The sequence below is a fragment of the Enterobacter sp. MF024 genome (assembly GCF_005843915.1).
Taxonomy (GTDB): Bacteria; Pseudomonadota; Gammaproteobacteria; order Enterobacterales; family Enterobacteriaceae; genus Enterobacter; species Enterobacter barmai.
In genome coordinates, this window is sequence record NZ_VCBB01000005.1 from 258545 (window position 1) to 271322 (window position 12778).

A 12778-nucleotide genomic window follows, 5' to 3' on the forward strand; every position below is an offset into this window, starting at 1 on the left:
GCCCGGTGGCGCTACGCTTACCGGGCCTACGGTTTTGGTAGGCCGGGCAAACGCAGTGCCGCCCGGCACTCAGGCCGCACCACTCTCCAGCCGGTACACCCAGTCGTCATACCGTACGCCATTGATCTCATACGCCTGCTCCAGCACCTGGGTACGTACAAATCCCGCTTTCTCTAATACCCGCACCGAACCGCCATTATCCGCCAGCACATAAGCGTTCACCGCCTTTACGCCCAGCTGGATAAACGCGTATTCACACACGGCGCGCAGCGCTTCGCTGGCAATCCCCCGGCCCTGTGCGGCCGGAATCACGGTATAACCAATATCCGCCTCTTCGCGGTAGCGGGAGCTGATTTGCAGCCCAATATCCCCCAGCGGGGTAGCGTCATCGTGCGCGCGGATCACAAAGGTGTGCGGGGTGGTAAGTCGGGCGGCAAACTGGCGTCGGGTCTCGGTTTCCGGGGCGATAGCGGCCATATAACGCATGATCTCGGGCGCTTCTCGCAGCCTGCGGAAAAAGGGCCAGTCAGAGGGCTCAAAAGGGGAGAGCGTCAGCCTGGGAGTGGTGATTGTTGCCATCAAAGCGCCTTAAATGGGGATCGGGCATAACAACGTAACACAGCCGACCGGGCAGATTTAACCTACCACATCTCCCAGGGCTTCTTCTAAGTCGTACCACCTGAAGGCGAACCCGGAGGCTTCCAGCCGCTTCGGCAGCGCGCGCTGGCCGCCGAGCACCAGCACTGACGATTCGCCCATCAGCAGGCGGATAGCCGTTGCCGGGGCACGCACCACCGCCGGGCGATGCACCGCATGGCCCAGCGCGTGGGAAAACTGCTCATTACGCACCGGGTAGGGGGAAACCATATTGAACGGGCCGCGCAGATCGTTATCCAGCAGCCAGAGAATGCCGTTGACCATATCGTCGATGTGGATCCAGGCAAGGTATTGACGACCCGTGCCGACAGGGCCGCCAAGGCCGAGCTTAAACACCGGCAGCATCTTCGCCAGAATACCGCCTTTCGGGGCCAACACCACGCCGGTGCGCAGCAGGCAAACGCGGGTCCGATCGCTCTGCGCGCCGCAGGCAATCTGCTCCCAGCGGGCGCACAGTTTATGGGTAAATTCATTGTGCGGCGGCTCCTCTTCGGTTACCACCACCTCGCCTAAATCACCGTAATACCCCGCTGCCGAACCGGAGATAAACACCGACGGCGGCGTGTCGCTGGCTTTAACCATATCCACCAGTCGCTGGGTGATGTTCCAGCGACTGTTGCACAGACGCTGTTTTTGCTCTTCCGTCCAGCGTTTGTCGGCGATGGGTTCGCCCGCCAGATTGATGACGGCATCAAAGCCGTTAAGATCCTGGTGTTCCGTCAGCCCTTTCCAGATATCGATGCCGGAGCCAAGTAGCTGACGCGCCTTCTCGGGACTGCGCGTCACAACCGTTAACTCATGGCCCAACACCTGCAATCGTGGGATAAGATGCCGGCCAATCAGGCCGGTGCCGCCGGTTACCAGGATCTTCATACAACCTCCAGGGTTGCGCTTAGCGTTGCCAGCTTAACGTCATCGAGACGGAGTCGGCGTAACGCAGCGCGTGAAGTTTATCGATCTCGACTTCAGCATAGGTGACCCAGTGATGTTCGCGTGCGATATCCAGCACATCCTGAGTTAATTTTTCCAGTAAAGAGAAGCGGTTATTCTCGACATGTTGAATGATGCTTTTGGTGACGGTGCGGTAGTTCAGAGCGTCATTGATATCCTCACTGTCCCGGGCCTTGTCGGCCGGGTAGTGGATCACCACATTAACGACGATATCCTGACGGTTAGCGCGTTCCTCTTCTTTGATACCGATATAGGTGCGCAGGCGTAAATTTTTAATACGAATAATCGCGTCTTGCTGGGACATTGCAGGCTTCCTCCGTGTCATTATCGCCACCATAATACATGAGGAAACCGTTTATATCTGCTGCACTTTTTGCATCGCGCGCTCGGTTGCCGGGCGGGTACGAATGCGCTCAAACCAGTTGTTTACCGCCGGCCATGAGGCCAGATTGACGCGATGGCTTTCATGGGTGTTGATCCACGGCCAGCAGGCGATATCCGCAATGCTGTAGTGATCGCCTCCCAGCCACGGCGATTTTTCCAGGCGCTTATTCAGCACGTTATAAAGCCGCTGCGTTTCCACCTGGAATCGTTCGATGGCATAGGGAATGGGCTGCGGCGCATAGTGGTTAAAGTGGTAGTTCTGCCCGATCATCGGCCCCAGGCCAGCAACCTGCCAGAAGAGCCACTGTAGCGTGACGTGGCGTTCGCGTAATTCTCCGCTCAGCAGCTTGCCGGTTTTTTCCGCCAGATAAAGCAAAATTTCACCGGACTCAAACAGGCTCAGCGGCGCACCGCCATCCTCCGGATCATGGTCGATGACGGCCGGAATTTTATTGTTGGGCGAAATGGCGAGAAATTCGGGGCGAAACTGTTCGCCTTTGCTGATATCCACCGGCACGATGCGGTAGTCCAGCTGGGCCTCTTCCAGAAAAAGGGTGATCTTATGCCCGTTGGGAGTAGGGGCGTAATAAAGGTCAATCATCGCAACTCCTGTCATAACGCTTTTTTCTGTACAGGATTGAGTATAGGTGGTGATGATAAATCGTGAGTTTTCGTCAGGTGACAGCCGGGGCAGGAGGTTATATTTTGGATATAAACCCATCATCCAAAGCCTTATGAGGACGTTATGAGCCAACCTGCGATTACCCTGTGGTCAGATGCCGATTATTTCTCTCCTTATGTCATGAGCGTGTACGTCGCGCTGGCCGAAAAGGGATTGCCCTTTGCCCTCAAGACCGTGGATCTCAGCCGGGGTGAGAACCGACAGCCGCAGTGGCGGGGCTATGCGCTGACCCGTCGCGTGCCGGTGCTGGAGGTGGACGGGTTTGAACTGAGCGAATCTTCAGCCATTACCGAATATCTGGAAGAGCGTTTTGCGCCGCCGGAGTGGGAACGGATTTATCCGCTCGATCTGCAAAAACGCGCCCGCGCGCGGCAGATCCAGGCGTGGCTGCGCAGCGATCTGATGCCCATCCGGGAAGAGCGCTCCACCGACGTAGTCTTTGCCGGGGTGAAAAAACCGGCCCTGAGCGATACCGCCCGGCGGACAGCCAGTCAGCTGTTTGATACCGCCACCTCGCTGCTGGCCCACGGTAATCAGAATTTATTCGGGGAGTGGTGCATTGCGGACGCCGATCTGGCGCTGATGCTCAACCGCCTGGTGCTCAACGGCGACGACGTGCCGCAACGGCTGGCGGACTACGCGAGCTTCCAGTGGCAGCGCGCCTCCGTGCAGCGTTATGTGGCGCTTTCGGCGAAGCGGGCTGGCTGATAAGGGCGGCTGATTCGGGTATGATGGGGTGGCTTTTCACGATAAGGAGTCACTGATGAAGCTGATGTTTGCATCGGACATCCACGGTTCGCTACCGGCGACCGAAAAGGTGCTTTCGCTGTTTAACCAGAGCGGGGCGCAATGGCTGGTGATCCTCGGCGATGTGCTGAATCACGGCCCACGCAACCCGCTGCCCGAAGGCTATGCCCCTGCGGAGGTGGCAGAGCGGCTTAATGCGTATGCATCGCGGATTATCGCCGTGCGGGGCAACTGCGACAGCGAAGTTGACCAGATGCTGTTGCACTTCCCCATTACCGCCCCGTGGCAGCAGATCCTGCTGCCACGCTGCCGCCTGTTTGTTACCCACGGCCATCTTTTTGGCCCGGATAATCTGCCCGCGCTGAATGCTGGCGATGTCCTGGTTTACGGCCATACTCATATTCCGGTAGCCGCAAACAAGGGCGACATTATTCATTTCAACCCTGGCTCCGTCAGCCTGCCGAAAGGCGGTTTTTCTCCCAGCTATGGGATGCTGGAAGAGGACCATTTGTGCGTTATGACGCTGAATGACAGCCAGGTTATTGCAGAGTCCAGGATTAATCCGTAACTTACTCCTCAACAGTAAACGCGCCGTGAGAGCGCTTTAAAGAGAAGGTTTCCCGATGGTGGAGCAGAGTCATTTGGCAAGTACTGAGTGGGTAGATATAGTCAGCGAAGACAATGAAGTCATCGCTCAGGCGAGCCGCGAGCAGATGCGGGCGCAGCGCCTGCGTCACCGCGCGACCTATATCGTGGTGCATGATGGTATGGGCAAAATTCTGGTGCAGCGCCGTACTGAAACGAAAGACTTCATGCCCGGTATGCTCGATGCAACGGCTGGCGGTGTGGTCCAGGCCGATGAGGTGTTACTTGATTCCGCCCGCCGTGAAGCGGAAGAGGAGCTGGGGATTGCCGGCGTGCCCTTTGCCGAGCATGGTCAGTTCTACTTTGAAGACAGCCACTGCCGCGTCTGGGGAGGCCTGTTTAGCTGCGTTTCCCACGGTCCGTTTGCGCTGCAGGAAGAAGAGGTGAGTGAAGTCTGCTGGATGACCCCGGCGGAGATCACCGCTCGCTGCGATGACTTCACGCCAGATTCGTTAAAAGCCCTGGCGCTGTGGATGAGCCGCAATGCCAGCAACGAACCGGCTAAGCACGAAGAAGCGTAATAGCGTGATAATAAAAAAGGCGACCGCGAGGTCGCCTTTTTACGTTTGGGGCAACTTACTGCTGTGAAGACTGGATCGCGGTCAGAGCGATGGTGTAGACGATATCGTCTACCAGCGCGCCACGGGACAGGTCGTTCACCGGCTTGCGCATACCCTGCAGCATCGGCCCGATGGAGATCAGGTCGGCTGAACGCTGTACCGCTTTGTAAGTGGTGTTACCGGTGTTCAGATCCGGGAAGATGAACACGGTAGCACGGCCCGCAACCGGCGAGTTCGGCGCTTTAGATTTGGCAACGTCAGCCATCACTGCGGCGTCGTACTGCAGCGGGCCATCGATAACCAGATCCGGGCGTTTTTCCTGTGCCAGACGGGTTGCTTCACGCACTTTCTCAACGTCGCTACCTGCACCGGAGTTACCGGTAGAGTAGGAGAGCATCGCAACGCGCGGTTCGATACCGAACGCAATCGCGGAGTCAGCGGACTGGATCGCGATCTCTGCCAGCTGTTCAGCGGTTGGATCCGGGTTGATCGCACAGTCACCGTAAACGTAAACCTGTTCCGGCAGCAGCATGAAGAACACGGAAGAGACCAGAGAACTGCCTGGCGCGGTTTTGATCAGCTGCAGCGGCGGACGGATGGTGTTCGCGGTGGTGTGAACGGCACCGGAAACCAGACCGTCAACTTCGTCCTGCTCCAGCATCAGGGTACCGAGAACCACGTTGTCTTCCAGCTGTTCGCGGGCAACGGCTTCGGTCATGCCCTTGCTCTTACGCAGCTCGACCAGACGGGCAACATAGCTTTCGCGCACCACTTCTGGATCCACGATTTCGATACCAGAACCCAGCTCAACGCCCTGAGAGGCTGCTACGCGGGTGATCTCATCCGGGTTACCCAGCAGCACGCAGGTCGCGATACCGCGCTCGGCACAGATGGCTGCGGCTTTAACGGTACGCGGTTCGTCGCCTTCTGGCAGAACAACGCGTTTGCCCGCTTTACGCGCCAGCTCGGTCAGCTGGTAACGGAAGGCTGGTGGAGAGAGACGACGGCTGCGCTCGGAGGTGGCGGTCAGGGACTCAATCCACTCAGGATTGATGCAACCGGCCACGTATTCCTGCACTTTCTCGATACGCTGATGGTCATCCGCCGGAACTTCCAGGTTGAAGCTCTGCAGGCTCAGGGAGGTCTGCCAGGTGTTGGTGTTCACCATGAAGACCGGCAGGCCGGTGGCGAACGCGCGTTCGCACAGCTTGCTGACGCGTGGGTCCATTTCATAGGCACCGGTCAGCAGGATCGCACCGATCTCCACGCCGTTCATCGCGGCCAGACAGGCTGCAACCAGCACGTCTGGGCGATCAGCGGAGGTCACCAGCAGGGAACCTGCACGGAAGTGCTCCAGCATGTGCGGAATGCTACGCGCACAGAAGGTCACGGACTTCACGCGACGGGTGTTGATATCGCCTTCGTTCACGATGGTGGCGTTCAGGTGACGCGCCATATCGATTGCACGGGTGGCGATCAGATCAAAGCTCCACTGCACCGCGCCCAGCACCGGCAGCGGGCTGAATTCCTGCAGTTTAGCCGGATCGATTTTCACGATTTTCGCTTTAGACGAGTCGTCGAAGATTTCGGACAGGTCAGGGCGGGTACGGCCTTGCTCATCAACCGGGGCGTTCAGTTTGTTAACGATAACGCCGGTGATGTTGCTGTTTTTCGCGCCGCCGAAGCTGCTGCGGGTCAGCTCAATACGCTCTTTCAGCTGTTCCGGGGTATCGGTACCCTGGGACATTACAAACACGATTTCCGCGTTCAGCGTTTTGGCGATTTCAAAGTTCAGGGACTGGGCAAACTGATGCTTGCGCGTCGGAACCAGGCCTTCTACCAGCACCACTTCCGCATCCTGGGCGTTAGCGTGGTAGTTAGCGATGATCTCTTCCATCAGCACGTCTTTCTGGTTGCTGGAGAGCAGAGACTCAACGTGGCTCATCTTCAGCGGTTCAGCGGCTGGCAGGTTAGAGTTTGCACGCACGATAGTGGTGGTCTGGTCTGGCGCATCGCCACCAGCACGGGGTTGAGCGATTGGCTTAAACACGCTCAGACGAACGCCTTTGCGTTCCATCGCACGGATCACACCGAGGCTGACGCTGGTCAGGCCTACGCTGGTTCCGGTCGGGATCAGCATAATAGTACGGGACACGATTTATCCTCTTTCGTTACCGCCGAAAACAGGCGGGCTTCAAAACAGCACCGCCAGCATTGCTGGCGGTGGGGAATCAGGCGGTCAGACGGCTCGCGTCTTGCGCGATGACCAGCTCTTCATTGGTTGGGATAACCATTGCAAGAGTGGTGCCTTCTTTGTTGATGAAGCCAGACTTACCGAAGCGCGCGGCCAGGTTACGTTCATGGTCAACGTCAAAGCCCAGCACGCCCAGTTTGCCCAAGGACAGCTCGCGCACCATAGCAGCGTTCTCACCGATACCGCCGGTGAAGACCACGCCATCCAGACGACCGTCCATCAGCGCAGTGTAAGAGCCGATGTACTTCGCCAGACGGTGGCAGTAAACGTCCATTGCACGTTTAGCGTCTTCTTTCTCTGCGTAGTTGTCTTCAACGTAACGGCAGTCGCTGGTAACTTCGGTCAGACCCAGCAGGCCGGACTCTTTGGTCAGCATCTTGTTGATATCTTCCACGCCCATACCCAGGGTATCGTGCAGGTGGAAGATGATCGCCGGGTCGATATCACCGGAGCGAGTACCCATTACCAGGCCTTCCAGCGGAGTCAGACCCATAGAGGTATCTACACATTTGCCGTTACGGATAGCAGAAACGGAACCGCCGTTACCCAGGTGGCAGGTGATGATGTTCACTTCTTCCACCGGCTTGTTCAGCATTTTTGCCGCTTCCTGAGTTACATAGAAGTGGCTGGTGCCGTGCGCGCCGTAGCGGCGAACGCCGTGCTCTTTGTACAGTTTGTACGGCAGAGCGTAGAGGTAAGACTCTTCCGGCATGGTCTGATGGAACGCAGTATCAAATACGGCCACGTTTTTGTCTTTCAGGTGCGGGAAGGATTTCAGGGCTTCAGCGATACCGATCAGGTGAGCAGGGTTATGCAGCGGTGCAAAAGAGGCAGAGTCTTTAATACCCTGGATAACGCTGTCATCGATGATCACAGATTTGGTGTATTTCTCGCCACCATGAACGATACGGTGACCGATTGCGGTCAGCTGAGCGGACAGTTCCGGTTTTTGTGCCAGGATAGTGTTAACGATAAAGTTCAGCGCTTCGCTGTGAGCGGCGCCTGCACCTAAAGCCGCTTCCTGTTTGCTGCCGTCCATTTTCCACTTCAGACGTGCTTCAGGAAGATGGAAACATTCGGCCAGACCAGAAAGGTACTCTTCACCGTTGAGCGCATCGATGATGGCGAATTTCAGGGAAGAACTACCGCAGTTCAGAACCAGTACTAACTTACTCGACATGGAAGTACCTATTATTGATACGTGGCTAAAAAAACGTCAGTGAGTCAAGGATCGTAGCGCAAGATATCGCTGACATTTATGATTAACATCATGCCGGAAGGACATTCTGGCATGACGAAAAGAATACATATGATTTTATGCCATTTTGCGCATTTTTCCGGCAATGGCATAATGTGCGATAATTTGACGAGTATACGTTCATCGTCTAAGGCCTTTGCAGGCCGGCACAGGATACCCGATACTGGGTAGCGCTGACAAAAGTTTTTGAACGTTGTCATGACCAGTTGTGGTTTTGCACGAATTTTTTAATCTTTATATGTGAAGTTGAGGTAAGCCATGTCGACACCCGAGAATCCTTCCGTGAGCTTTTTCAGCCTGTTTCGCCGGGGACAGCACTATTCAAAGACGTGGCCTATGGAAAAGCGCCTGGCGCCCGTGTTTGTTGAGAACCGCGTGATCCGCATGACGCGTTACGCAATCCGTTTTATGCCACCCATCGCTGTCTTCACCTTATGCTGGCAGATTGCACTGGGTGGCCAACTCGGCCCGGCCGTCGCCACCGCTCTGTTTGCCCTGAGCCTGCCGATGCAGGGACTGTGGTGGCTGGGCAAACGCTCGGTGACACCTTTGCCGCCGTCGGTACTGTCCTGGTTCTATGAAGTACGCAGCAAATTGCAGGATGCTGGTCAGGCGCTGGCGCCGGTTGAGGGGAAACCCGATTATCAGGCGCTGGCGGATACCCTGAAGCGTGCATTTAAGCAACTTGATAAAACATTCCTTGATGACTTGTGATTGATCATCGAAACGATGATCAAAAGAAGGCACAGTAACACCCCGTTACCGTGTCTTTTTTAAAGCTGCCATGCGCAACAGGAGTCGAAAGATGGAAATGACCCACGCTCAACGTCTGATTTTGTCTAATCAGTACAAAATGATGACTATGCTTGATCCCGACAACGCAGAGCGCTATCGCCGCTTGCAGACTATCATCGAACGTGGCTTTGGTTTACAGATGCGCGAGCTGGATCGCGAGTTTGGCGAACTGAAAGAGGAGACCTGCCGCACCGTCATCGACATCATGGAGATGTACCACGCCCTGCATGTCTCCTGGACGAACCTGAAAGATGCCCAGACCATCGACGAACGTCGTGTCACCTTCCTGGGGTTTGATGCGGCCACTGAATCTCGCTACCTGAGCTATGTCCGCTTTATGGTCAACGTCGAAGGGCGTTATACCCATTTCGATGCCGGTACGCATGGCTTTAATGCCCAGACCCCAATGTGGGAGAAATATCAGCGCATGCTCAGCGTGTGGCACGCCTGCCCGCGTCAGTACCATCTGAGCAGCAATGAGATCCAACAAATTATTAATGCCTGACGGAGGTAGATGTGCAGTGTAAAGGTTTTCTGTTTGATCTGGACGGTACGCTGGTTGATTCGCTACCGGTTGTAGAACGCTCCTGGTGCCGTTGGGCCGACAGACATGGCATCGACCATCAGGACGTACTGAATTTTATCCATGGCAAACAGGCCATAACCTCTTTACGGCACTTCCTCCAGGGAAAAAGTGAAGCGGAAATTCAGGCGGAGTTCACCTGGCTTGAGCAGGTCGAAGCCACTGATACCGACGGCATCACGGCGCTGCCGGGGGCGCTGGAACTGCTCAGACACCTGAATGAAGCGGCGATCCCCTGGGCTATCGTCACCTCCGGTTCGGTTCCTGTGGCCCATGCGCGCCATAAAGCAGCAGGTCTGCCGCTGCCGGAAGTGTTTATTACCGCAGAGCGGGTCAAGCGGGGCAAGCCGGAGCCCGATGCCTTTTTACTGGGCGCGGAGCTGCTGGGACTGCCGCCTGAAGAGTGCGTAGTGGTAGAAGATGCCGCCGCCGGCGTGCTGGCGGGCCTCAATGCCGGCAGCCACGTCATTGCCGTCAACGTCCCTGCCGGTTCGCCGCGTCTGGACGAGGCTGACTTTGTGCTCACCACGCTGGAGGCTCTCGCCGTCAGCCGCACCCCTGACGGGAATGTAACAGTCTCGCGGAAAATGTAATCACATGATTTAGCCCCACATTGTTGGGGCTTTTTTATGGCACTATCTGCATCACTCTTTTCTGACAAGGATCTGTTGTGAACGGTGAACTTATCTGGGTGTTAAGCCTGCTCCTTATCGCGATTATTCTTTTTGCGACCGGCAAAGTGCGCATGGATGCCGTGGCTCTGCTGGTGATTGTCGCCTTTGTGCTGAGCGGCACCTTAACGCTTCCGGAAGCCTTTTCAGGCTTTAGCGATCCCAACGTTATTTTGATTGCGGCCCTCTTTATTATTGGTGACGGCCTGGTGCGTACCGGCGTGGCGACCAGCATGGGAACCTGGCTTGTCAGCGTGGCGGGTAACAGCGAAACCAAAATGCTGGTGTTCCTGATGCTCACGGTCGCCGGACTCGGAGCCTTTATGAGCTCCACCGGGGTGGTAGCTATCTTTATTCCGGTGGTGCTGAGCGTCTCCATGCGCATGCAGATCTCCCCCTCGCGCCTGATGATGCCGCTCAGCTTTGCCGGGCTTATCAGCGGCATGATGACGCTGGTGGCGACGCCGCCGAACCTGGTGGTCAACAGTGAACTGCTGCGTGAAGGTCTGGAAGGTTTCAGCTTCTTCAGCGTGACGCCGCTGGGGCTGGTGATTCTGGTGATGGGCATTATCTACATGCTGCTGACCCGCTTTGCCCTGAAAAGCGACAAGCAGGACAAAGCCCGCGACGGCTGGAAGCGCCGCACGTTTCGCGATCTGATTAAAGAGTACCGCCTCACCGGGCGGGCGCGCCGTCTGGCGATCCGCCCCGGTTCACCGCTGATTGGGCAACGTCTGGATGATTTGAAACTCCGCGAACGCTACGGCGCCAACGTTATCGGCGTGGAGCGCTGGCGCCGTTTTCGCCGGGTTATCGTCAACGTGAACGGCGTATCGGAATTTCGTGCCCGGGACGTGCTGCTGATTGATATGTCATCCGCCGAGGTCGATCTGCGCGATTTCTGTAGCGAACAGCTGCTGGAGCCGATGATCCTGCGCGGGGAGTACTTCTCCGATCAGGCGCTGGATGTGGGCATGGCCGAAGTATCCTTGATCCCCGAGTCGGAGCTGCTCGGCAAAACCATTCGCGAAATCGGATTCCGTACCCGCTACGGTTTAAACGTTGTGGGGTTGAAGCGCGATGGCGAAGCGATGAACGGCTCGGTGGTGGATGAGCCTCTGCAGCTGGGAGATATTTTCCTGGTGGTAGGTAACTGGAAGCTGATCACCCAGTTGGGTCAGAGAGGCCGGGACTTTGTGGTGCTCAACCTGCCTGTGGAAGTCAGCGATGCGTCTCCCGCCCACAGTCAGGCACCGCACGCCATTTTTTGTCTGGTGCTGATGGTGGCTCTGATGCTGACCGACGAAATCCCTAATCCGGTGGCGGCGATTATCGCCTGTTTGCTGATGGGAAAATTCCGCTGCATTGATGCTGAAAGCGCTTACAAAGCGATCCACTGGCCGAGCATTATTTTGATTGTCGGGATGATGCCCTTCGCGCTGGCCCTGCAAAAAACCGGCGGTGTCGATCTGGTGGTGAAAGGGCTGATGGAGGTGGGCGGCGGCTACGGCCCTTATATGATGCTGATGTGCCTGTTCATCATGTGCGCCACTATCGGGCTGTTTATCTCCAATACCGCGACGGCGGTGCTGATGGCGCCTATCGCCCTGGCGATGGCGAAATCGATGGGAGTATCGCCATATCCTTTCGCCATGATGGTGGCGATGGCCGCTTCCGCTGCGTTTATGACCCCGGTCTCGTCACCGGTTAACACCCTGGTGCTGGGACCTGGCAAATATACCTTCAGCGACTTCGTGAAGCTCGGCGTGCCGTTTACCATTCTGGTTATGCTGGTGTGCGTGGTGATGATCCCGGTGTTGTTCCCGTTTTGAGACTGAAGCCGGGTGGCGGCTCCGCCTTACCCGGCCTGCACAATCGTAGGCCCGCGCAAGCGAAGCGCCGCCGGGCGTAATCTACAGCGGGGAATCCTGGCTGATCTCATCCAGCGACAGCTGGAAGCTCGGGACAAACACCTCCATGAAGTAGTCCATCTCTTCACTGCGTCGCGCCTCGAGCGTCTTTTCAAGCCGGGTTTTCGCCAGCAAAAATTCGTGGTTACCGGCTGAAAGCTCCTCAAGACATTTCAGGTAGGCGCACAGCGCATCGGCCTGCTTAACGATCCGATGTTCTTCTTCGCTGTAGCTCTGCTCGTCTATCAAGGGCTCAAAGATATCCCGAAGCTCTTCCGGCACCATGTCGACCAGTTTTTGCTGGGCAATTTTTTCAATCGCCTTGTACTCCTGGGCGATCTGCGAATTGAAGTATTTCACCGGGGTGGGCAGATCCCCTGTCAGCACTTCAGAAGCATCGTGGTACATCGCCAGCAGCGCAATCCGTTCGGCATTCACCTGACCGTTGAACTTGCGGTTTTTGATGGCGGCCAGCGCGTGGGCGACCATGGCGACCTGCAGGCTGTGTTCGGAAACATTCTCGGTGCGCACGTTGCGCATCAGCGGCCAGCGGTTGATCAGTTTCAGGCGGGAAAGATGGGCGAAGAAATGACTCTGACTCATAAGTTACCTTAATTCTGCACAGCGACAGGTTTCATTGTGAGGGGAGGGGAGGAGAGATGCAAATCGGGCTGCCTGTGG

General features: G+C 56.6%; 14 protein-coding genes. 7 read left to right on the plus strand and 7 right to left on the minus strand.

Features of this window, described 5'->3' with window-relative positions:
• Positions 1-69 precede the first annotated feature (69 nt).
• The 4 genes from FFB58_RS10685 to yfcG are packed head-to-tail and all read right to left on the minus strand — an operon-like array spanning position 70 to position 2593.
• Positions 70-579 (minus strand): GNAT family N-acetyltransferase, encoded by a 510-nt coding sequence (locus FFB58_RS10685; RefSeq protein WP_138369852.1) that lies wholly within the window; start codon positions 577-579, stop codon positions 70-72.
• Between the two features lie 57 nt (positions 580-636).
• Entirely contained in the window at positions 637-1530 is an 894-nt protein-coding gene (locus FFB58_RS10690) for a TIGR01777 family oxidoreductase (RefSeq protein WP_138369853.1), read from the minus strand.
• Positions 1531-1549: 19 nt separating this feature from the next.
• Positions 1550-1912, minus strand: a complete 363-nt coding sequence (gene folX / locus FFB58_RS10695) for a dihydroneopterin triphosphate 2'-epimerase (protein WP_039030960.1) — start codon at positions 1910-1912, stop codon at positions 1550-1552.
• A 51-nt stretch (positions 1913-1963) separates the two neighbouring features.
• A complete protein-coding gene (gene yfcG, locus FFB58_RS10700) occupies positions 1964-2593 on the minus strand; it encodes a GSH-dependent disulfide bond oxidoreductase (RefSeq protein WP_138369854.1) in 630 nt (209 codons plus the stop codon).
• A 144-nt stretch (positions 2594-2737) separates the two neighbouring features.
• On the opposite strand from yfcG, the gene yfcF reads away from it, so the two are divergent.
• From yfcF to yfcD, 3 genes are read left to right on the plus strand one after another with little or no spacing between them, the layout of a single operon-like run.
• Positions 2738-3382, plus strand: a complete 645-nt coding sequence (gene yfcF, locus FFB58_RS10705) for a glutathione transferase (RefSeq protein ID WP_039030962.1) — start codon at positions 2738-2740, stop codon at positions 3380-3382.
• A gap of 55 nt (positions 3383-3437) precedes the next feature.
• Entirely contained in the window at positions 3438-3989 is a 552-nt protein-coding gene (gene yfcE, locus FFB58_RS10710) for a phosphodiesterase (protein WP_138369855.1), read from the plus strand.
• A 55-nt stretch (positions 3990-4044) separates the two neighbouring features.
• Positions 4045-4587 (plus strand): NUDIX hydrolase YfcD, encoded by a 543-nt coding sequence (gene yfcD, locus FFB58_RS10715; protein WP_039030964.1) that lies wholly within the window; start codon positions 4045-4047, stop codon positions 4585-4587.
• Positions 4588-4642: 55 nt separating this feature from the next.
• Here yfcD and pta read toward each other — a convergent pair whose 3' ends face one another.
• Both pta and ackA read right to left on the minus strand, forming a co-directional pair.
• Positions 4643-6781 (minus strand): phosphate acetyltransferase, encoded by a 2139-nt coding sequence (gene pta, locus FFB58_RS10720; protein WP_039030965.1) that lies wholly within the window; start codon positions 6779-6781, stop codon positions 4643-4645.
• 76 nt (positions 6782-6857) lie between these two features.
• Positions 6858-8060 (minus strand): acetate kinase, encoded by a 1203-nt coding sequence (gene ackA / locus FFB58_RS10725; protein ID WP_138369856.1) that lies wholly within the window; start codon positions 8058-8060, stop codon positions 6858-6860.
• 336 nt (positions 8061-8396) lie between these two features.
• Between ackA and yfbV the strand changes: the two genes are divergently transcribed.
• From yfbV to FFB58_RS10745, 4 genes are all read left to right on the plus strand, one after another.
• The gene (gene yfbV / locus FFB58_RS10730; protein WP_039030967.1) at positions 8397-8852 is read left to right on the plus strand and encodes a terminus macrodomain insulation protein YfbV; all 456 of its coding nucleotides are present in this window, start codon (positions 8397-8399) and stop codon (positions 8850-8852) included.
• Between the two features lie 91 nt (positions 8853-8943).
• On the plus strand, positions 8944-9438 hold the full coding sequence (locus tag FFB58_RS10735) for a YfbU family protein (RefSeq protein ID WP_039030968.1): 495 nt from the start codon (positions 8944-8946) through the stop codon (positions 9436-9438).
• 11 nt (positions 9439-9449) lie between these two features.
• Positions 9450-10109, plus strand: coding sequence for a sugar phosphatase (locus tag FFB58_RS10740; RefSeq protein WP_039030969.1), 660 nt, complete (start codon positions 9450-9452; stop codon positions 10107-10109).
• Positions 10110-10186: 77 nt separating this feature from the next.
• Positions 10187-12019, plus strand: a complete 1833-nt coding sequence (locus FFB58_RS10745) for an SLC13 family permease (RefSeq protein WP_138369857.1) — start codon at positions 10187-10189, stop codon at positions 12017-12019.
• Positions 12020-12100: 81 nt separating this feature from the next.
• Here FFB58_RS10745 and yfbR read toward each other — a convergent pair whose 3' ends face one another.
• Positions 12101-12700: a 5'-deoxynucleotidase gene (gene yfbR / locus FFB58_RS10750; protein ID WP_039030971.1), complete on the minus strand. Its 600-nt coding sequence runs from the start codon at positions 12698-12700 to the stop codon at positions 12101-12103.
• Positions 12701-12778: the final 78 nt, after the last annotated feature.

Coding starts and splice junctions, on each gene's coding strand:
- FFB58_RS10685 (WP_138369852.1), bottom strand. CDS start 579: ATGGCAACAATCACCACTCCCAGGCTGACGCTCTCCCCTTTTGAGCCC.
- FFB58_RS10690 (WP_138369853.1), bottom strand. CDS start 1,530: ATGAAGATCCTGGTAACCGGCGGCACCGGCCTGATTGGCCGGCATCTT.
- folX (WP_039030960.1), bottom strand. CDS start 1,912: ATGTCCCAGCAAGACGCGATTATTCGTATTAAAAATTTACGCCTGCGC.
- yfcG (WP_138369854.1), bottom strand. CDS start 2,593: ATGATTGACCTTTATTACGCCCCTACTCCCAACGGGCATAAGATCACC.
- yfcF (WP_039030962.1), top strand. CDS start 2,738: ATGAGCCAACCTGCGATTACCCTGTGGTCAGATGCCGATTATTTCTCT.
- yfcE (WP_138369855.1), top strand. CDS start 3,438: ATGAAGCTGATGTTTGCATCGGACATCCACGGTTCGCTACCGGCGACC.
- yfcD (WP_039030964.1), top strand. CDS start 4,045: ATGGTGGAGCAGAGTCATTTGGCAAGTACTGAGTGGGTAGATATAGTC.
- ackA (WP_138369856.1), bottom strand. CDS start 8,060: ATGTCGAGTAAGTTAGTACTGGTTCTGAACTGCGGTAGTTCTTCCCTG.
- yfbV (WP_039030967.1), top strand. CDS start 8,397: ATGTCGACACCCGAGAATCCTTCCGTGAGCTTTTTCAGCCTGTTTCGC.
- FFB58_RS10735 (WP_039030968.1), top strand. CDS start 8,944: ATGGAAATGACCCACGCTCAACGTCTGATTTTGTCTAATCAGTACAAA.
- yfbR (WP_039030971.1), bottom strand. CDS start 12,700: ATGAGTCAGAGTCATTTCTTCGCCCATCTTTCCCGCCTGAAACTGATC.